This is a genomic window from Bradyrhizobium sp. NDS-1 (genome assembly GCF_032918005.1).
Taxonomy (GTDB): Bacteria; Pseudomonadota; Alphaproteobacteria; order Rhizobiales; family Xanthobacteraceae; genus Bradyrhizobium; species Bradyrhizobium tunisiense.
Genome location: NZ_CP136628.1, coordinates 1,157,320 through 1,175,649 on the forward strand (window position 1 = coordinate 1,157,320; position 18,330 = coordinate 1,175,649).

The following is an 18,330-nucleotide window of genomic DNA, read 5'->3' on the forward strand; positions in this document are numbered from 1 at the left end:
GTCCCGGACAAGGCGCATCGCGCTGCGTCCGGGGCACGATTGATCAGCGGGTCACTTCCACACCGACTTGTCGGCATCCCAGCGCTGCCCCCTGAGCTCCCTGGTGAGCGCTTCGAACGAACCGTTGTCGTCGGGCTGCTCGCCTTCCTCGTCGATCGAGGCGTCGTCGGAGAGATTGAGCTTGGCGCCGCTGCTCTCGTCGGCGGTGGTCGTCGCGGGGCTGCCGATCCAGAGCATGAGCTTGTCGGTCGTGCCCGGCTTGTCGGGCGAGACGAGCCCCGCGACCTCGATCGTGTCGGTCAGCTCGAGCGCCGGAAAATCCTGGTTCGGCCGCTTGAAGACCAGCTTCAGCTTGCCCGTGGCGGGATTGAAGTTCTGCGAGACCGGCTTTGCCGCGAGCGTTCGGCTCAAGACGTTCGAGACCGCGGCTGCGAGCTTGTTGCGGTTGATCTTGTCGCCCTCGCGCCAGTCGGCCGCGGGAAAGCGGATGGTGCGGTCCATCTCGGTCATGCCGGCGGTCCAGCCCGCGGCGGTGACGCCCGGCATCGCCTTGAATTTCGCCAGCAGCGCGCTGGCGCGCTCGGGATCGACCGACATGTTGATGGTCTGCTCGCCTGCGCGCAGCGCGTCGCAGCCGACACTGAGGCTCGCCAGCGTGACCTCGATCTCCTGGCCCTTCAGGCTCTTCAGGAAGTCGGTCGCCGCATCGAGCTTGACCTTGACCGCGATCGCCTCCGGCGAGACGTCGGTGAAATCCTTCGGCTGCGGCGTGATGCCGTCGTCGGAGGTCTGGTTGTCCTGAAATTCCTTTTCGCTGAGGTCGGAATTATCGGGCGAGGTCACCTCGGTCACCACCTGGCCGATGCTGATCTGGCCGCGGAACTCGACGCTGTCCCCGCTCTGCTTTCGCAGCAGCTTGACGCTGACCGGAGCCTTCTCGCCGGTGCTCTGCGTGGTGCCGGTCAGCGTCTGGCCCGCGACCTGGAGATTGACGACGAAGCGGTCCTTGCGGTCGGAGTTCTTCGCGACGGGATAGCAGACGTCCAGCACCGCCGCCGTGACCGTCTTGCCCTGGCGCGTTTCCTTGAGGATCACGTCGGCATTGCCGTCCATCAGCCCGTCGATCGAGGTGAAATAGCGCGTCTCCACGCCACCGGGCGCCGCAGCCTTGGGCGACAGCTTCATCTGGGCGGATGCGGGTTGGGGCGCCACCGCAAGCAGCGCCGCCAAAACGACTGTCGGACAAACCAGAAGCGCGCGCATCGCGGAAATCCCTGATCAAGAATCGGCGCGCCACCGTAGTGGGTTTTCGCCGTCGGTTGAATCGGAAAGCGAAAGAGCAGGATGGGCAAAAAGAAGGCCGCCCAGAGGCGGCCTTCGCACAAAGCTACCCGCCTGGATTTCGAGCCGCCTCCTTGTGCCATTAAGGTATCGATAGGAGATTGGGATATTCGGCCGTCGCCCAATCCACGATATGTGCGGCATAGCTTGCATAAGACGTAGGGCCGTAACCACCTATTAGCATTCCGAACCACTCGTCTGGTAGTCCTGGGCGAAGAACCGCCGCTCCAGAATCGCCGGGGCGACTCAGTGAGGTTTGAAAATAGACTGGCTCGCGGAACCCAAGCTCAAAAATATCGCCGCAACAATACATTGTGCCGGTCTTAAATAGATCAATCTGCTTCCAGATTGTTGCTGAAATCACTTGAGCTTGCTTGGGGCCGCCCCTTCCTCTGATCTCGACCAGATCTCCCTGACTAATTGCAGCAACCGGATGTACTGTCCTGGGTGATCCTGCTTCAATTGAAACGTGCGGATCAATTTTGATCAATGCCGCATCAACACCGTTTGCGGTGGGGTCTGCATATCTATTGCACGGCCCTCTTCCCGTGGGAACGATCAAGGAATCAACCTTACCTAGTTTGATTGCTTTTCGTCGTTCAGGACTAGTAATGGACACGCCCTTTCTATGTCCAACGTGGCCGCACGTTAGGGCGTATGTTCTCTCTCCAGCCGTGTCACGAAAAAATCCACATATTGTACCGTAGCCCTTGGTCGCGCCCACCTTGATTGAATCTCCGCACATGTAGTGCGGTTGGATTGGCCCTGCGGCGCGGTACTTGATACGATAACCTTCGTATTGTGTCGGGCCCTCGGAAAAGAGTGGATGTTTCGGATCGGCTACATCGACGAGTATATTGATTGATTTCCGCTTTTCTCCGTTGTTTCGTTCGTACCACTGGCCCAGTGAATATCGTCGATGTTCAAAGATCGCTTTGCGATCCCCGTTCCAAATTTCTTGGATAGCCAGTGACACGAGTGTGCTCACCGGCCTGCCTTGGTACCAGTTCGTTATCGGTTCATATGAGGATTCTCGGGCACCCTCGAACGCGGCTCTCATAAAGTCATCGTCGAAACGTAGTTGAATCCCGTTTGCACCTCGCTCGATCAATGAAAGAGGGTCTTCGCGAAAAAACGAGGTTAGTTCGCCTGAAAAGGCCAGCGCCCGGAGAAAATCGAGTGACATTGAGAATCCGCTACTGAGCTACTGTTTTTACTGCCGCTTGAAATACCGACTGCCAGCCGAGGCCGGATACGAATAGCGCGCACAGCTGTACTGAGATTGGCCGGCTTGGGTCAAAGGCGTTTCTATAGACGGCGGGAAGCAAGACAATTGCGATCAGTAAGGCAAATATTGATCGTGCGCCGAGCGTTTGAAATGAAACGTTAAATGCTCCTGATGCGATGTAATTTCGGAGGAGTGGATCGACTAGAACACCGAGCGTAAGCGCGAAATACTGTGGCAATACTGGAGCATGGCCAGAGCCATCATCACTAAAGCCCGTTGGCCCCCGGGCACGTTTTTCGGATTGCAAATCAAAATAAGCGATTATGTTGTTTAGCATGCGCCCGCCCCTCCCGTTCGCAATCATAAGTTGCTGAAACTAAAAAGCAACTGCTCATGAAAAGGGGCGCGGCTCAGCCGCGCCCCTTCGAGCTTCCTCAATCGCCTAGCGGTATGGCTCAGAAGCCGCCCATGCCGCCGCCGGCGGGCATGGCGGGCGGAGCTTCCTTCTTCGGGGTCTCGGCGACCATGGCCTCGGTGGTGACCAGCAGGCCGGCCACGGAGGAGGCGTCCTGCAGCGCGGTGCGCACCACCTTGGCGGGATCGATGATGCCCTTCGCGACCATGTCGACATAGTCCTCGTTCTGGGCGTCGAAGCCGAAGGTCTCGGACTTGTTCTCCAGGATCTTGCCGACGACGATCGAGCCTTCCACGCCGGCGTTCTCCGCGATCTGGCGGATCGGGGCTTCAAGCGCCTTCAGCACGATGTTGATGCCGGCCTGGACGTCGTCATTGGCGTTGGTGAGACGGCCCACGGCCTTCTTGGCGCGGAGCAGCGCGACGCCGCCGCCGGGGACGATGCCTTCCTGCACCGCGGCGCGGGTGGCGTTGAGGGCGTCCTCGACGCGGTCCTTCTTCTCCTTGACCTCGATCTCGGTCGCGCCGCCGACGCGGATCACCGCGACGCCGCCCGCGAGCTTGGCGAGGCGCTCCTGGAGCTTCTCACGGTCGTAGTCCGAGGTGGTTTCCTCGATCTGGGCCTTGATCTGGCCGACGCGGGCCTCGATCTCCGGCTTCTTGCCGGCACCCTTGACGATCGTGGTGTTCTCCTTGTCGATCACGACCTTGCCGGCGCGGCCCAGCATCTTCACCGTGACGTTCTCCAGCTTCATGCCGAGGTCTTCGGAAATGAGCTGGCCGCCGGTCAGGATCGCGAGGTCCTCGAGCATGGCCTTGCGGCGATCGCCGAAGCCCGGCGCCTTCACCGCGGCCACCTTGAGGCCGCCACGGAGCCGGTTGACGACCAGGGTGGCCAGCGCCTCGCCCTCGACGTCCTCCGCGATGATGACGAGCGGCTTGCCCGACTGCACCACCGCTTCCAGCACCGGCAGCATGGCCTGCAGGCCCGAGAGCTTCTTCTCGTGCAGGAGGATGTAGGCGTCCTCGAGCTCGGCGGTCATCTTTTCGGGATTGGTAACGAAATAGGGGCTGAGATAGCCGCGGTCGAACTTCATGCCCTCGACGATGTCGACTTCGGTGTCGAGCGACTTGTTCTCTTCGACGGTGATGACACCCTCGTTGCCGACCTTCTGCATCGCCTGGGCGATCATCTTGCCGATGAAGGCATCGCCGTTGGCGGAGATGGTGCCGACCTGGGCGACCTCGGAGGAGGCGGCGACGGGCTTGGCGCGCTTCTCGATGTCCTTGATGACGGCCGCCACCGCGCTGTCGATGCCGCGCTTGAGGTCCATCGGGTTCATGCCGGCGGCAACCGCCTTGGCGCCTTCGCGCACGATGGCCTGGGCCAGCACGGTCGCGGTGGTGGTGCCGTCGCCGGCCAGGTCGTTGGTCTTGGAGGCGACCTCACGCACCATCTGGGCGCCCATGTTCTCGAACTTGTCCTCGAGCTCGATCTCCTTGGCGACGGTGACGCCGTCCTTGGTGATGCGGGGCGCGCCGAACGACTTCTCGATGACGACGTTGCGGCCCTTCGGGCCGAGCGTCACCTTGACGGCATTGGCGAGAATGTCGACGCCGCGCAGCATGCGTTCGCGCGCGTCTCCGGAAAACTTGACGTCTTTGGCAGCCATGTCTGCAATCCCTCGTGTTTCGTGCTGTGTCTTGTTTTGTGCTGTACAGCGGAATGATGGATGCCCGGATCGCGTGATCCGGGCATCACATTCAGCGGCTGTTCAGGCGGATGGCCTTAGGCCAGAACGCCCATGATGTCCGACTCCTTCATGATCAGGAGGTCTTCGTTGTCGATCTTGACCTCGGTGCCCGACCACTTGCCGAACAGCACGCGGTCGCCGACCTTGAGGTCGATCGGGGTCAGCTTGCCGGCTTCGTCCCGGCCGCCGGGGCCGACGGCGACGACCTCGCCCTGGGACGGCTTTTCCTTGGCGGTGTCCGGAATGATGATGCCGCCCTTGGTCTTTTCCTCGGCGTCGATACGTTTGACCACGACACGGTCATGCAGCGGACGAAATTTGGATTTAGCCATGACGTTTCCCTTTGGAGGCTCGCTTCGGAAGTAGTGGAAGTGGGTGGGGCGGCGCTTCCGTCCATCCCCTATCCCGAGAATCGAACGGCGCGCTTAGCAATCGGGCTTTCCGAGTGCTAATAGTGGGCTCGGAAATATGGCTTGGCCGCGATCCTGTCAAGCAAAGGTGGTTAAGCGATTGGTGAGGCGGATATAGGATGGTGGCATTGGAAACGTGTTCGGGGCGCCGGCGTGTCAAAGGACGTCATTGCTCCGGCAGCGGTTTTGCGCTTGGCTGCGGGAGGGGTGCGGCCATGGTTTTGTTCGGGGGAATGCCATGATCAGTTCGGCTCACGCGCGCACGGTTGCCAATCTGGCGGCCGCCTCTTGTCTGGCGCTGCTGCTGGGCGCTTGCGGCGGCGGCTTCAGCCTGCCATCTCTCACGTCGTCCGCGCCGCCGCCCGAAGCCGAGCCGGGAGTAGCCCCGGAAATGCCCGCGACCATTCGCGCCGACGAGATCGTGGGCCGCTGGGGCCTGGCCTCGTTCCAGAACCCGGCCGACCGCGCCCGCACCGAGGCTGCCGCCCGGGCCCAGTGCAAGAATCCCTATGTGATCACCGCCGGCTCCTCCGGCGGCGTGATCATGCATCTGGCCGATCAGGCAACGCCCCAGGAGCTGCGGCTGAAGGGGTCACCGAGCGGCAAGAACTACATCGGACCGGCGGGCCCGACCCCCGGCGACCAGGACCGCGAGATCATCTCCTTCGACGGCCGGGTCCTGATCACCCGCTTCATCGACAAGGACGCCGCCACCCGCTACGGCAACATGGTCTACGTCCGCTGCGCGCCGAGGGCGTAGCGAGGTTCCGGCCTAACCGTTCGTCATTGCGAGCGTAGCGAAGCAATCCAGACTGCTTCCGCGGAGGCAGCCTGGATTGCTTCGTCGCTTCGCTCCTCGCAATGACGGCAAACAAAAAACGCCGGCCTCTCGGCCGGCGTTTTGTTTTCCGTCTGTCGCGTCCGCTCAGTCGAACAGCGCGTCGATGTCGTCCTGCGAGGCATGGCCCACGTCGCCGGCGAGCTTCGGACCGTTGAGAAGCTTCTCGTCCTCGCTGCGGTTGTCGACATGCGCATGCGCAGGCACGTGGGACTTGATCGCGTCGACGCCGCCCCAGATCTCCATCATCGCATTGATGTGCTGCTCGATGAACTTCATCGTGGTCATGACCTTGCTGATGCGCTGGCCGGTCAGGTCCTGGAAGTTGCAGGCCTCGAAGATCGAGATCACGCGTTCCTGGATGTCGTCGGCGAGCCGCTTCTGCTGGTCGACCGAGTCCACCTTGGACATTGCGCTGGCGGCCTGGTCGATCGATTCCGCGGCTTCGAGGATCTGCTGGGTCGCGTGCTCGGTGCCGCCGACGACCGCGCCGAGTTCGCCGTTGACCTTGGCCATCTCGCCGCCGTCAAAGCTCTTGCCGTGCAGCGTGGCGATCTCGCGCTTGGTGCGGTCGATCGCGTCATGGATGAGGTCGAGCTCGACCTTCAGCTTCTCGCACTGCTCGATCTGGGCCCGATAGGTTTCGAGCATGGTGCGAGCCTCGGAGAGCTCGTGGGCGGTGGAGGCGTCGATTGCCGCCATGGCCGCGCTGCCCGATAGCGGCGCGCTGCCCTTCGCCATCTGTGCGCGGATCGCACGTAGCTCGGCCATGATCTCGCTATGCATCGGCATTGCCTCTTCGGTTACGTCCAAAATCGGCATCTCGCCACCAGCGATATCCTCGACGCGAAAACGTTTGCGGTGAACAGCCATCAGGAAACTCCCCCCACCTCACTCACGCGACTTTGTAGTCAGAAGCGATTTAACACGAAGTTCACAGCAGGAACTGTTGTGCGGCGTCGCGCGACCGCGCGCAAAGAAGCGATTAACCATGGCCGCGCCGCGTTCATCGAAAATAAACGCTGATCGCCAAATTGCCCCTCGGTTGACGACGTGGTGAATCCAAACGCCCGATACGTTTACCAAACAAAACGGCTTTTGCTTTTTATTGACCACGTCGAGGGGCGCGGACCGGCCATCAGCCCTCCACGGCGCATGTGATCTAGACGAAACAGTACAGAGTACGTCGATGTTCAAGAAAATGTCTGTTGCGCTGCTCGGCAGCGCTTGCATCCTCATTGCCGGCGCAACCAGTGCCGGCGCCTTCGACAATTCGGTGCCAAACGATCCGCCTGCGGTGCTCTACCAGCCGCGGGTGCCGCCGGCGCCGGTGCGCGTCGCATCCAATTCGAACATGGGCGGCGGCTTCATCGAGTTCCTGTTCGGCGACGGTCCCGGCCGCGGTCCGGCCTACGCGCCGGAGCAACCGGTGTATCAGCAGCAGCCCGGCTATTACGATCAGCGCCGCCTGCCGCCGATGGGCGAGCCGCAACTGCAAGGCGGATATCAGCAAAGCACGCTCCAGCAGGAGGCGGCCGATCCGCGGCAGCGTCCGTTCGATCCGAGGTTCGAGAAACAGTCTGTTGACTATAGCGGCAAGGAAAGTCCCGGCACGATCGTGGTCGATACGCCGAACAAGTTCCTCTATCTCGTCGAAGGCAACGGCAGGGCGATGCGCTACGGCATCGGCGTCGGGCGTCCCGGCTTCACCTGGTCCGGCGTGAAGTCGATCACGGCCAAGCGCGAATGGCCGGCCTGGACGCCGCCGCCGGAAATGATCGCGCGCCGCCCCGACCTTCCCCGGCACATGGAGGGTGGTCCGGACAATCCGCTCGGCGCCCGCGCGATGTATCTCGGCTCGACGCTGTACCGCATCCACGGCTCCAACGAGCCCTGGACGATCGGCACCAACGTCTCCTCCGGCTGCATCCGCATGCGCAACGAGGACGTCATCGACCTCTACGGCCGCGTCAATGTCGGCACCAAGGTCGTGGTGCTCTGACTCTTCACTCGTCTCCCGCAACGGGAGAAGCTGGTCATGAAAACGGCCGCCTCATCGGCGGCCGTTCTCGTTTGCAAAGGTACGGACTGGCCCTTACGCGTAATCGCTATCGCCGTCGTCTCCGCCGCCGAAATCGCTGTCGTCGGCCATGTCCATGTTGCCGTCGTCGTGATTGTCGCCGTAGTTCTGATCGTTGTTGTTCCGATCGTCGTTCGAGGCCTGGTCGAAGAAGCCCTGGCGGGAATCGCCCTTCGAGCCGATGTCGTTGACGCCCGCGTCACGCGCGAGCGATCCGCCGGATGACTGGTCGCCGCTTCCTCCCCAGGGGCTGCGATCGCCCGAGGCGTTGGTATCGCCAAACGCCTGCTGATTCGATCCGCCCATCATGCCGCGGATGCTGGAGAGCAGCAGCGAGCCGCCAACCACGCCGGCCGCCGCCGCCGCCGCCGTGCCGAGGAACGAGCCGCCGCCGCCGACCGGCGATCCTCCAAAGCCCTGACCGGGGCCTTGACCAGGACCTTGGCCATAGGGCTGTCCGTAAGGCGGTTGGCCGTAGCCCGGCTGGGACTGCTGCATGGCTTGGCCGGTGTTCCAGGCCGGCCGCGCGTCGCGCGGCGGCACGTTCGGAACCGAGCCCCGCGACGGACCGCCGCCGAAAAGGGACTCGCGCATGGAATCAAGGAAGCCGCCGGACTGTGCCTGCTCGGGGGCCTGCCCCGCTTCCAGCTCCTGGATGCGAGCATGGGCGCGCTTCAGCGCTTCGTCCTGCAACAGCGTGGTCTGCACCAGCGCGTAGATCGCGCTCGGCGCCTTGCGCAAGCCGCTGGAGATCGCGGCGGTCGCGTCGGGATCGCGTGGTGCGCTTTCCAGCTTTGAAAGCCGGTCGAAAAGGTCGTCAACGAGCTGGCGTTCCTGCGGCGTCATGATCTATCTCCTCTACGCAAACCAAGCGCGAGGCAGATGTAGGGTTCCATTGTGGCCCCAACAGTGCCGGCCGGATTAAATTTCGGTATGCGACAAGCTGCCCTCCCGCACCCTTTTCGCCGGTTTCATCCTAGCGTGGCGCCGCTGTCCGCGAGCAGGCGCGCGAAGGCATCGCCTGAGAGATACGCGTGCTCGCGTTCGCGGACATCGGTCATCGGGTCGAGGCCGGCGAGGACATCGTCGACGAAGCCGGGATGGCACATCACGAGGCCGCCGTCCGGCAGGCCTTCCAGGAATTGCCGCATCAGCTCGCCGAAATCGGCCACCCGCGTGAAGTCATAGGCACCGGCAAAGCCGGGGTTGAAGCTGAGGCCGGCGCTGCCGGCGCGGCGGCGGAATTGCGCGCTGAGGATATCGAGCACCATGGCCTTGGGAGAGGCCAGCCGCTCCCTGAGCGGCAGGTCTCGGCCGCCCTGACGCACCCAGGCGTTTGGCGCGACTTCGGCGACCGCTTCGACAAAGCCGTCGCGCACCTGCGGGTAGAGCTGCACGTGCTGATGACCGTCGACGAAATCAGGCGCGCGGCCGAACGCCTCCGCGAAGGCGGCGAGCTGCGCCTTCACTTCGTTGCGGAAGAATTCAGGGTCGAGCCGCCGCACCAAGCCGGCGCGCAACAGCTTCGGAAACGGCATGAACATGTCGCCGTCGAGCGGACGGAAGTGCATGGTCAGCGGCCGGAACGGCGCCGACAGCGTCACGTGCAATCCGATCGCGCAGCGCGGGCTCGTGGTCGCGGACGCCTGGAGCGCCTCGACCTCGCTGCGCGCGATCGCCGGGCCCACCATCATCACCGAGGTGGCGTTGAGGCGGCCGCGTTCGATCAGGTCGCGGATGGCGCGGTTGACGCCCGGGCTGATGCCGTAATCGTCGGCGCAGAGCCAGATCCGCCGCAGGTCCGCGGCCGCGTTCATTCGGCCGCCGTCCGCTTCGCGGCGTCGTCAGCCTTGTCCGCCTCGAAGTGCTTTTCACTGTGCTCGGCGACGAAGTAGATCGGGCGCGCCTTCAGCTCGGAGAGGATCTTGCCGATATATTCGCCGACGATGCCGATCATGATGAGCTGCACGCCGCCGATCGTCATCAAGCCGATCACCAGCGAGGGATAGCCGGGCACCTGCTTGCCGGTCGTCAACACCTCCCAGAGGATCGAAAGGCCGAACAGGAAGGCGCCACCGGCGAGTATGACCCCGAGCAGGCTCGCGAAGCGCAAGGGGGCGACCGAAAACGAGGTCAGGCCCTCGATCGACAGGCCAAGCAGGCTTGCGGCGTTGAACGTGGTGACGCCATGGGCCCGCGCCGCGGGCTCGTAGTCGACGCGGATCTGGCGGAAGCCGATCCAGCTGGCGAGTCCCTTGAAGAAGCGGTTGCGTTCCGGCAGCTGCCTGAGGGCGGCGACCGCGCGCGGCGAGAGCAGGCGGAAGTCGCCGGCGTCCTCGGGAATCTTCTGGCGCGCGCCCCAATTGATCAGCGCGTAGAAGCCGTGCACGGCAACGCGGCGCAGGAAGCCCTCGTTGTCGCGATGCGCCTTGGCGGTGTAGACGACGTCGTAGCCGTCATCGATCCAGTGCCGCACCAGCTGTTCGATCAGGGCCGGCGGATGCTGGCCGTCGCCGTCCATGAACATGACGGCGCCGAGCCGGGCGTGGTCGAGGCCGGCCATCAGCGCCGCCTCCTTGCCGAAATTGCGCGACAGCGACACCACCTGGACGCCGATCGAATCGGCCGGCAATGACCGCGCGATCGAGAGCGTCGCGTCCTTGCTGCCGTCGTCGACATAGACGACCTCGCAAGCCAGCCGATAGCGCTCCCGCATGGTCTTCGCGAGATCGCAGATTCGCTGGTGCAGGGCGGCAAGGCCCGCCGCCTCGTTGTAGACGGGGACGACGATCGACAGTCCCTTCGCGGCGGCGCTGCCCGCGGTGGTCGTCATGCCTGACACGTCAGAGCCCAGCGTCATCGATCAAGGTTCCAGAAGCGTTCAAAGTCATCTCAACAGCATATGGTAGCTGCCGTTTGCTGTCGCAAAGCTGAACGGAAAAGCCGAACGGACCCGGGGCTCATCGCCGCAGGAACGCCTCGAGCTTGGCGAACAGCGGGTTCTCCCGGTCGAACACATAGTCGAGCGAAACCACCGAGACGGTCTCGGCGCCATGCTCGCGCAGGAAGCTTGCCAGCGCATAGAGCTGCCCCGGGGGGCAGTGCAACGTCAGCATGCCTGACGAGGTCGGTCCGCCGAACGGGGTCTCGACGCCGTACCGGTTGTGGGCTTCGCCGAGCAGGGCAGCGTCGCATTGCCGGAAGCGGGTGCGGACCTCGCGGTATTTGTTGGCCCGCGCCCGCGCTGCGATGTGATCGAGAATGATTCGCGCCGTCTCCCGCGCCTGCGGCGACCAGTCGGCCTCCTTCGACGCAACGAGATTGGCCTGGCTGCGCAGGATCACGCCGTCGTCGAGCACCCGCAAGCCGTTGGCGGCGAGGGTCGCGCCGGTCGTGGTGATGTCGACGATCAGCTCGGCGCTGCCGGCCGCCGGCGCGCCTTCGGTTGCGCCGGCGCTCTCGACGATGCGGTAATCGCTGATGCCGTGGGCCTGGAAGAACGCGCGGGTGAGATTGACGAACTTGGTCGCGACCCGCATCCGCATGTGATGCTGCTCGCGGAAGCCGGTGGTGACGTCGTCGAGGTCGGCCATGGTGCGGACGTCGATCCAGGCCTGCGGCACCGCGACGACGACGTCGGCATAGCCGAATCCGAGCCCTTCGATCAGCGACACGCGCTTGTCGGCGTCCGCGATGGTCTCGCGCACGAGGTCCTCGCCGGTGACGCCGAGATGCGCCAGGCCGCGCGATAGCTGCGCGGCGATCTCGCTCGCCGAGAGATAGGCGACCTCGACATTGTCGAGGCCCGCGATGGTACCGCGATAGTCGCGGGCGCCGCCGGCTTTCGACAGCTTGAGGCCGGCGCGGGCGAAGAAGGCTTCGGTGTTTTCCTGCAGGCGGCCCTTGGAGGGAACGGCCAGAACGAATGGCGCGCTCATGATTTTACGCTCCCACCTTGCGGCCGATCCGGGTCAGCGCGTCCACCCAGACCGAGAAGCCGACCGCCGGGATCGGCTCGACTGAACCGAGCTGGGTCATCAGCCCGTCATAGCGGCCGCCGGCAACCAGCGGCTCGGCGCCGTTGCCCCGATGATGCAGCTCGAATTCGAAGCCGGTGTAATAGTCGAGGCCGCGTCCGAACGCGGTCGAGAAGCGCGTCTGCTTCACGTCGATGCCGCGTGCGGCCATGAAGCCGACCCGGCTCTCGAACTGATCGATGGCCGCGGCAAGGTCGAGCTTGGCATCAGAGGTGAGCGCGCGCAGCGCGGCGATGGCGTCGTCGGGATTGCCCGCGATCGACAGAAAGCGCTTGAGCACGGTGATCGCCTCGCGCGGCAGCGCGCCGCCCTTCAGCGTCGACTGCTCGAGGAAGCGATCGGCGATTTCGGCCGTGGTGCGCCCGCCGACATTGGTGGTGCCGGCGATCGACATCAGATCCGTGACGAAGGCGAGCGCCGCCTTGCGGTCGGAACCGGCGAGCGCGGCGAGCACGCCCTGGTATTCGCTGGGGCCAGCGGTGGTCGCGGCCGCCAGCCGCTCCAGATCCTGCTCCAGGCTGATCTTGCGGTTGAAATCCTTGACCAGGCGGCGGCGCCAGACCGGATAGAGGTCGAGCGCGTCGAGCAGCGCGTTGAACAGAGCCACGTCGCCAGTGCGGATCTCGACGTCGCGGACGCCGAAGGCCGCGGTCGCCTCCAGCGCCAGCGCCAGCATCTCGGCATCGGCCGCGGCGCGGTCCTGGCGGCCGAACGATTCGATACCGGCCTGGAGGAATTCGCTGGCCTGGCCGCTGCGGTAACGAAACACCGGGCCGAGATAGCTGAACCCCGCCGGCTGGCCGGCGCGGTCGGAGGCGAGATAGTCGCGGGCAACGGGAATGGTCAGGTCCGGGCGCAGGCACAGCTCCTCGCCGGACAGATCGGTCGTCAGGTACAGGCTTTTGCGGATGTCCTCGCCGGAGAGGTCGAGAAACGGCTCCGCCGGCTGCAGGATGGCGGGCTCGGCCCTGACGTAACCGGCCTGCGCGAACGACAAGAGCAGCGTATCCGCCCAGGCGGCGGAGCCGGCAGCATTCGTGGTGGCAGTCGCGGTCATAACGGGGTCCATCGTCCCGGTGGAACCGGGCAGGCAAGGGATAAGGACAGGATTGGCGCAGCCCTTAGCATGGCCGATGCGCGGTTTCGACCTCCAAAGGATCAATCGCTTAACGGGTGGGCAATGCCGGGATCAGTTGCCCCAATCGCCCAGCACCGCCTGCACCAGCGCCAGCGCCGCCACCGCGGCGGTGTCCGCCCGCATGATCCGGGGGCCCAAGGCCAGCCGAAGGATCTTGGGCTGCCGCAGCAGCAGGGCCCGTTCCTCTTCGGCAAAGCCGCCTTCGGGGCCGATCAGGACGTCAATACCTTGTCCAGCCGCCGGCGCGGCTTGCAGGCTCTGAACCGGGTTTTCGACCTCGGCCGCCTCGTCGCAGAAGATCAGCAGGCGGTCGGCCGGGCGCTGGCTGAGGAAGCGCTCCAAGGCTACCGGTTCGGCGACGCTGGCGATGCTCAAAATCCCGCATTGCTCGGCGGCCTCGACGACATTGGCCCGCATTCGCTCGGTATTGACCCGGGAGGCCTGGGTGAACCGGGTCAGAACCGGCTGCAGCGTCGCGGCGCCCATCTCAACGGCCTTCTGAACCATGTAGTCAAGCCGGGCGTGCTTGAGCGGGGCGAAGACGTAAGCGAGGTCGGCGAGCCGGTCCTGCGGCCGGGTCTGCTGAAGGATGACGAGGCCGTCCGGCCGCTTGCGGCCTTCAATGGCGGCCTGCCACTCGCCGTCGCGGCCGTTGAACGCCAAAACCTCCGCCCCCGCGGCAAGCCGCAGCACGTTGCCGAGATAATTGCTCTGGTCGCGGTCGAGCGCGACCCTGGCGTCCTGGGCCAGGGGAGCATCGACGAACAGGCGGGGAGCACGAAAATCGTGGGAAGGCATCGTTCAAAAGTCCAATTTGAGGCCGTTATTAACCGAAAGCAGCCATTTCGGGGGTAAATATTGCCAAGCTCGTGCGTCGGCGCGCCGCGCTCTTGCCCTATTCGACGGGTTGTTAAGGGCCGGCGGGAATCGTAAAATCGCGAGCACGCTGGTTGCGCTTCAATTGGGAAGACGCCGGACCCCGTAAGCTCCTGCCGGAGAGACCTTCTTGATGATCCGTCATTTGATGGTTCCGATCACTGCCGCCATGGTCACCCTGAGCGCCGCGGGCGCCTATGCGCAAAGCGCCTTCCCGGCGCCGCTGCCGAATCAGGCTGCCACCAGTTCCGCGTTTCCCCCCGTGAACGGCTCGGCGCCGACCGCTTCGGTCGGCACGGCGCCGTCGCAATCGTCCTTCCCCGTGAATGGCGCTGCGCCCCTCGGGGGCGCTGGCGCGTTCAGCGCAGCTCCGCCGACGCAAGCCGGTCCCGGCGAGGACTGCATGAAGGCGTTCATGCCCCTGCGCGAAGAAGCCGAGAAGCGCGGCAAGCTGATCAAGGCCGCGAGCGACCGTCATGCGGCGCCGGACGAGGCCTGCAAGCTGATCCGCAATTTCAGCCAGGCCGAGTCGAAGATGCTCAAGTACATCGAGGCCAATGCCGCCAAATGCGGAATCCCGGCGCAGGTCGGTGATCAGATGAAGGCCGGCCACAAGAACACCGAGGCCATGGCGACCAAGGTTTGCAACGTCGCGGCACAGATGCAGAACCAGCCTCGCGGTCCGGCCGGCCCGTCGCTGAGCGAGGTGCTGGGGTCGGGCTCCGCACCTGAGGCCAATGCCGGCAAGAAGGGCGGCAGCACCTTCGATACGCTCAACGGCAACGTCCTCACGCGATGATACACGTGCCGCCGATTTGAAGTTCCTACGATGCTCGTCGCGAGATCCTGATAGGAACTTCAAATCGATAAGCGGCACGTGAATTGAGATTTTCTGGCTAGTGCCCCTGTAGTTTTCGAAGTTCGTACCGGGATACGCCGCGATGGAATACGAACTTCGAAAACTGGGCACTAGCACATCCGCCCGCGTTGCCGATTCCACCGGCAATTGGGTCGATACGCGTGCGCCGCAATGGGCGCGGCCTTATTTGCGCCTGTCCCGCTTCGATCGTCCGATCGGCTCCTGGCTGCTGCTGATGCCGTGCTGGTGGTCGGCAGCGCTCGCGAGCGGCATGGCGCATGACGTCCGCGACCTTCCGCTCACCATCGTCCTGTTCCTCGTCGGCGCCTTCGCGATGCGCGGGGCGGGCTGCGCCTGGAACGACATCACCGATCGCGATCTCGACGACAAGGTCGAGCGCACCCGCTCGCGGCCGCTGCCCGCGGGGCAGATCACCGTGAAGCAGGCGCTGGCCTTCCTGGTCGCTCTGGCGCTGGTCGGGTTCGTCGTGCTGCTCCAGTTCAACCGCTTTGCCGTCATGACCGGCATCGCCTCGCTCCTGATCGTCGCCATCTATCCCTTCATGAAGCGCGTCACTTGGTGGCCGCAGGTCTTTCTCGGGCTCGCCTTCTCCTGGGGCGCGCTGATGGGCTTTGCCGTCACCTTCGGACGCATCGACGTCACCGCGCTGGTGCTCTATGCCGGTTCGATCGCCTGGGTGATCGGCTATGACACGATCTATGCGCATCAGGACGCCGAGGACGACGCGCTGATCGGTGTCAAATCCACCGCGCGCCTGTTCGGCGCCCATACGCATCAGGCGCTGATCCTGTTCTATGGCGTCGCGGTGATGCTGATCGGCGTCGCGCTGGCTTCGGGCGATGCGCGCTGGCCGGCCTGGCTCGGGCTTGCCGCCTTCGCCGCGCATCTGGCGTGGCAGATCGCGCGCTTGCGGATCGACGATCCCGAGCTGTGCAAGCGCCTGTTCTATTCGAACAGGGATGCCGGGCTGATGCTGTTCGCGGGGTTGCTGGCCGACGCGGTGATGCGGTCGGCGTAGCTCGCCGTGCCCACGATCTTTCAATGATCGATAGAAAGGTGGGCACGCTTCGCATTGCCCACCCTACGGCACCGTGATTGTCGTTCAATTCCTGGCGATGATCTCGCGCTCGCCCTGATGAACGGTGAGCTCGCGCGCCATCGCAACACGGCGGCGCATCAGGAATTTCGGACGGCGGGCTCGGATCGCATTGGCGCGGCGGCGGCGGGCTGCGGGCTTGCGCGCACCTTCGTCGAGCTGCGGAAGTGCGAAGAGCTCGCTCCAGACCGCCCAGGCTTCCGCGAGTTCTTCGCTATCAACGCCGACCAGCAGCGGCACCGAGAGCGAGGGATCGCGATGCACGAGCACGAGGGCTTGCGCCTCGTCATTGCCGCGCAGCGCGACACCGGTGAAGTCGCTGACGCGGACGTTGATCGCCATCTGCATGCCGCGGACGGCACGACGCAGCACGACACGCTCGCGATGAAGCTCGATCTGCCTCGTGTATCCGTCGGCGCGCGGATCATGCGCATCGAAGCGGACCGGGAGGGAAAGAGGGTCGAGCCGCAGAGAGCGGCTCGACCCGGCGGGACCGACCCCGCATGTTGCTGTTTGACGCCTCACGGCTCTAGTTCTCCCCGCCGGGATTATATTCCCGGTCGATGCGAGGACCTTAGCGCGCGCTCGTCCGAAACCGCTTAAAAAGGCTGGTTAATCCATCCTCACCGCTGCTCATGATTGACAAGAGCTTGGCGCGCATGATTGACGAGACGTTGCGCGCAACCGGCGAATCTGAGCTTTTGGCGGGCTGAAAATGCTTGAAGTCCGCGCCATTAGGGCACATCTGTGGGTTCCGGTCCCGAACCCCGCCCCAACAGGATTTCGTTCGTGAACTCTTCACCAAGCTCAACGCTTTCGCCTAAAGCCAATCGCGACCTGTTCGATCAGTCCGCGCTCTCCGATCTCGCGCAGCGGCTGGTGGAGGCTGCCAGGCGCGCCGGCGCGGACGCGGCCGATGCGGTCGCGGTGCGCGGCGTCTCGCAAGGTGTCGAGGTGCGCGACGGCCGCGTCGAGGAATCCGAGCGGTCCGAGGGCGATGATGTCGGTCTGCGCGTGCTGGTCGGCCAGCGCCAGGCGGTGGTCTCGACCAACGACGTCAGCGGCGATGCCGTCACCAAGCTCGCCGAACGCGCGGTCGCGATGGCGCGCGTTGCGCCCGACGACAAATATGTCGGCCTCGCCGATCCCGCGCTGCTCGCGCGCGACTTCCCCGATCTCGATCTGCTCGATCCCGACGTGCCTGCCACCAGCGAGCTCGAGCGCCGCGCGCTCGCGGCCGAAGCTGCGGCGCTCGGCGTGAAGGGCGTCACGAAATCCGGCGGCGCCTCCGCTTCCGCCGGCATCGGCGGCATGGTGCTCGTCACCTCGACCGGGTTTCACGGCTCTTATCTGCGCTCCAGCCAGGGCATCTCGGCCACCGCCATCTCGGGCGAAGGCACCGGCATGGAGCGCGACTACGACTTTACCTCGGCACCGCATGCCGCCGACCTGTTGTCCCCGGACGCCGTCGGCCGTTCCGCCGGCGAGCGCACGGTGGCGCGCTCCAATCCGCGCAAGGTGGAGACCTGCAAGGTGCCGGTCGTGTTCGATCCGCGCGTCGCCGGCTCCCTGGTCGGCCATGTCGTCGGCGCCATCAACGGCGCCTCGATCGCGCGCAAGACCAGCTTCCTGAAGGACAAGCTCGGCCAGCAGCTGTTCGCGAAGAACATCCGCATCATCGACGATCCCCTGCGCAAGCGCGGCCTGCGCTCGCAGACCTTCGACGCCGAAGGCGTCGCGGTGAAGAAGATCGCGCTGGTCGACGAGGGCGTGCTGACGACCTGGCTGCTCGACTGCGCCACCGCGCGCGAGCTCGGCCTCACCACCACCGGCCACGCCCATCGCGGCGTGTCGTCTTCGCCGTCGCCCGGCCCTTACAATCTTCATCTCGAGCCCGGCACACCGAGCCCGGCCGAGCTGATCTCCGACATCAAGCAGGGATTTTACGTCACCGATCTGATCGGCTCCGGCGTCAACGGCGTCACCGGCGATTACAGCCGCGGCGCCTCCGGCTTCTGGATCGAGAACGGCGAGATCACCTATCCCGTCAGCGAGGTGACAATCGCGGGCCACCTGTTCGAAATCTTCAAGTCGATGCAGCCGGCGAACAATCTCGAGTTCCGCTACGGCATCAATGCGCCGACGGTGCGCATCGAGGGTTTGACGCTTGGCGGACGTTGACGCGAACTCCCCTGGCGAAGCCATCCTGACGCGCGACGCGGCGCTGCTGCAAGACAC

Annotated in this window: 18 protein-coding genes; 5 read left to right on the forward strand and 13 right to left on the reverse strand. The window is 64.6% G+C overall.

Annotated elements, in window-relative coordinates; genetic code table 11:
• Positions 1-51 precede the first annotated feature (51 nt).
• From RX330_RS05410 to groES, 5 genes are all read right to left on the reverse strand, one after another.
• On the reverse strand, positions 52-1,263 hold the full coding sequence (locus RX330_RS05410; RefSeq protein WP_317242308.1) for a hypothetical protein: 1,212 nt from the start codon (positions 1,261-1,263) through the stop codon (positions 52-54).
• Between the two features lie 160 nt (positions 1,264-1,423).
• Complete coding sequence (locus RX330_RS05415) at positions 1,424-2,527, reverse strand: hypothetical protein (RefSeq protein ID WP_317242309.1); 1,104 nt, start codon at positions 2,525-2,527, stop codon at positions 1,424-1,426.
• A gap of 10 nt (positions 2,528-2,537) precedes the next feature.
• The gene (locus RX330_RS05420) at positions 2,538-2,906 is read right to left on the reverse strand and encodes a hypothetical protein (RefSeq protein WP_317242310.1); all 369 of its coding nucleotides are present in this window, start codon (positions 2,904-2,906) and stop codon (positions 2,538-2,540) included.
• Positions 2,907-3,024: 118 nt separating this feature from the next.
• On the reverse strand, positions 3,025-4,656 hold the full coding sequence (groL, locus tag RX330_RS05425; protein WP_317242311.1) for a chaperonin GroEL: 1,632 nt from the start codon (positions 4,654-4,656) through the stop codon (positions 3,025-3,027).
• Between the two features lie 116 nt (positions 4,657-4,772).
• The gene (gene groES, locus RX330_RS05430; RefSeq protein ID WP_212080141.1) at positions 4,773-5,069 is read right to left on the reverse strand and encodes a co-chaperone GroES; all 297 of its coding nucleotides are present in this window, start codon (positions 5,067-5,069) and stop codon (positions 4,773-4,775) included.
• A 316-nt stretch (positions 5,070-5,385) separates the two neighbouring features.
• Between groES and RX330_RS05435 the strand changes: the two genes are divergently transcribed.
• On the forward strand, positions 5,386-5,907 hold the full coding sequence (locus RX330_RS05435; protein WP_212080142.1) for a hypothetical protein: 522 nt from the start codon (positions 5,386-5,388) through the stop codon (positions 5,905-5,907).
• 165 nt (positions 5,908-6,072) lie between these two features.
• Here the strand turns inward: RX330_RS05435 and RX330_RS05440 are convergent, their stop codons facing one another.
• Positions 6,073-6,858: a protein phosphatase CheZ gene (locus tag RX330_RS05440; protein WP_212080143.1), complete on the reverse strand. Its 786-nt coding sequence runs from the start codon at positions 6,856-6,858 to the stop codon at positions 6,073-6,075.
• Positions 6,859-7,174: 316 nt separating this feature from the next.
• Here RX330_RS05440 and RX330_RS05445 point away from each other — a divergent pair, with 316 nt between their 5' ends.
• Positions 7,175-7,987: a L,D-transpeptidase gene (locus RX330_RS05445; RefSeq protein ID WP_212080144.1), complete on the forward strand. Its 813-nt coding sequence runs from the start codon at positions 7,175-7,177 to the stop codon at positions 7,985-7,987.
• A gap of 93 nt (positions 7,988-8,080) precedes the next feature.
• On the opposite strand, the gene RX330_RS05450 is transcribed toward RX330_RS05445, so the two are convergent.
• The 6 genes from RX330_RS05450 to RX330_RS05475 all read right to left on the reverse strand — a co-directional run bounded on the left by RX330_RS05450 (position 8,081) and on the right by RX330_RS05475 (position 14,038).
• A complete protein-coding gene (locus RX330_RS05450; RefSeq protein WP_317242312.1) occupies positions 8,081-8,911 on the reverse strand; it encodes a DUF2076 domain-containing protein in 831 nt (276 codons plus the stop codon).
• Between the two features lie 125 nt (positions 8,912-9,036).
• Positions 9,037-9,882: a ChbG/HpnK family deacetylase gene (locus RX330_RS05455; RefSeq protein ID WP_317242313.1), complete on the reverse strand. Its 846-nt coding sequence runs from the start codon at positions 9,880-9,882 to the stop codon at positions 9,037-9,039.
• Complete coding sequence (locus tag RX330_RS05460) at positions 9,879-10,925, reverse strand: glycosyltransferase family 2 protein (RefSeq protein ID WP_317242314.1); 1,047 nt, start codon at positions 10,923-10,925, stop codon at positions 9,879-9,881. Before RX330_RS05460 ends, RX330_RS05455 begins: the two co-directional genes overlap by 4 nt.
• Positions 10,926-11,025: 100 nt before the next feature.
• Complete coding sequence (hisG, locus tag RX330_RS05465) at positions 11,026-12,003, reverse strand: ATP phosphoribosyltransferase (protein WP_212080149.1); 978 nt, start codon at positions 12,001-12,003, stop codon at positions 11,026-11,028.
• 4 nt (positions 12,004-12,007) lie between these two features.
• Entirely contained in the window at positions 12,008-13,159 is a 1,152-nt protein-coding gene (locus RX330_RS05470) for an ATP phosphoribosyltransferase regulatory subunit (protein WP_317242315.1), read from the reverse strand.
• A 132-nt stretch (positions 13,160-13,291) separates the two neighbouring features.
• Positions 13,292-14,038 (reverse strand): 16S rRNA (uracil(1498)-N(3))-methyltransferase, encoded by a 747-nt coding sequence (locus RX330_RS05475; protein ID WP_317242316.1) that lies wholly within the window; start codon positions 14,036-14,038, stop codon positions 13,292-13,294.
• 211 nt (positions 14,039-14,249) lie between these two features.
• Here RX330_RS05475 and RX330_RS05480 point away from each other — a divergent pair, with 211 nt between their 5' ends.
• Positions 14,250-14,915: a hypothetical protein gene (locus RX330_RS05480; RefSeq protein WP_317242317.1), complete on the forward strand. Its 666-nt coding sequence runs from the start codon at positions 14,250-14,252 to the stop codon at positions 14,913-14,915.
• A gap of 142 nt (positions 14,916-15,057) precedes the next feature.
• A complete protein-coding gene (gene ubiA / locus RX330_RS05485) occupies positions 15,058-16,014 on the forward strand; it encodes a 4-hydroxybenzoate octaprenyltransferase (protein ID WP_317242318.1) in 957 nt (318 codons plus the stop codon).
• Between the two features lie 84 nt (positions 16,015-16,098).
• On the opposite strand, the gene RX330_RS05490 is transcribed toward ubiA, so the two are convergent.
• Positions 16,099-16,617, reverse strand: a complete 519-nt coding sequence (locus RX330_RS05490; protein ID WP_317242319.1) for a DUF6101 family protein — start codon at positions 16,615-16,617, stop codon at positions 16,099-16,101.
• A 264-nt stretch (positions 16,618-16,881) separates the two neighbouring features.
• On the opposite strand from RX330_RS05490, the gene RX330_RS05495 reads away from it, so the two are divergent.
• A complete protein-coding gene (locus tag RX330_RS05495; protein ID WP_317242320.1) occupies positions 16,882-18,273 on the forward strand; it encodes a TldD/PmbA family protein in 1,392 nt (463 codons plus the stop codon).
• The last annotated feature ends 57 nt before the right edge of the window (positions 18,274-18,330 follow it).

Excerpts from the sequence above, each read along its gene's own strand:
- RX330_RS05410 (WP_317242308.1), bottom strand. The coding sequence starts at position 1,263 with ATGCGCGCGCTTCTGGTTTGTCCGACAGTCGTTTTGGCGGCGCTGCTT.
- RX330_RS05415 (WP_317242309.1), bottom strand. The coding sequence starts at position 2,527 with ATGTCACTCGATTTTCTCCGGGCGCTGGCCTTTTCAGGCGAACTAACC.
- RX330_RS05420 (WP_317242310.1), bottom strand. The coding sequence starts at position 2,906 with ATGCTAAACAACATAATCGCTTATTTTGATTTGCAATCCGAAAAACGT.
- groL (WP_317242311.1), bottom strand. The coding sequence starts at position 4,656 with ATGGCTGCCAAAGACGTCAAGTTTTCCGGAGACGCGCGCGAACGCATG.
- groES (WP_212080141.1), bottom strand. The coding sequence starts at position 5,069 with ATGGCTAAATCCAAATTTCGTCCGCTGCATGACCGTGTCGTGGTCAAA.
- RX330_RS05435 (WP_212080142.1), top strand. The coding sequence starts at position 5,386 with ATGATCAGTTCGGCTCACGCGCGCACGGTTGCCAATCTGGCGGCCGCC.
- RX330_RS05440 (WP_212080143.1), bottom strand. The coding sequence starts at position 6,858 with ATGGCTGTTCACCGCAAACGTTTTCGCGTCGAGGATATCGCTGGTGGC.
- RX330_RS05445 (WP_212080144.1), top strand. The coding sequence starts at position 7,175 with ATGTTCAAGAAAATGTCTGTTGCGCTGCTCGGCAGCGCTTGCATCCTC.
- RX330_RS05450 (WP_317242312.1), bottom strand. The coding sequence starts at position 8,911 with ATGACGCCGCAGGAACGCCAGCTCGTTGACGACCTTTTCGACCGGCTT.
- RX330_RS05455 (WP_317242313.1), bottom strand. The coding sequence starts at position 9,882 with ATGAACGCGGCCGCGGACCTGCGGCGGATCTGGCTCTGCGCCGACGAT.
- RX330_RS05460 (WP_317242314.1), bottom strand. The coding sequence starts at position 10,925 with ATGACGCTGGGCTCTGACGTGTCAGGCATGACGACCACCGCGGGCAGC.
- hisG (WP_212080149.1), bottom strand. The coding sequence starts at position 12,003 with ATGAGCGCGCCATTCGTTCTGGCCGTTCCCTCCAAGGGCCGCCTGCAG.
- RX330_RS05470 (WP_317242315.1), bottom strand. The coding sequence starts at position 13,159 with ATGACCGCGACTGCCACCACGAATGCTGCCGGCTCCGCCGCCTGGGCG.
- RX330_RS05475 (WP_317242316.1), bottom strand. The coding sequence starts at position 14,038 with ATGCCTTCCCACGATTTTCGTGCTCCCCGCCTGTTCGTCGATGCTCCC.
- RX330_RS05480 (WP_317242317.1), top strand. The coding sequence starts at position 14,250 with ATGATCCGTCATTTGATGGTTCCGATCACTGCCGCCATGGTCACCCTG.
- ubiA (WP_317242318.1), top strand. The coding sequence starts at position 15,058 with ATGGAATACGAACTTCGAAAACTGGGCACTAGCACATCCGCCCGCGTT.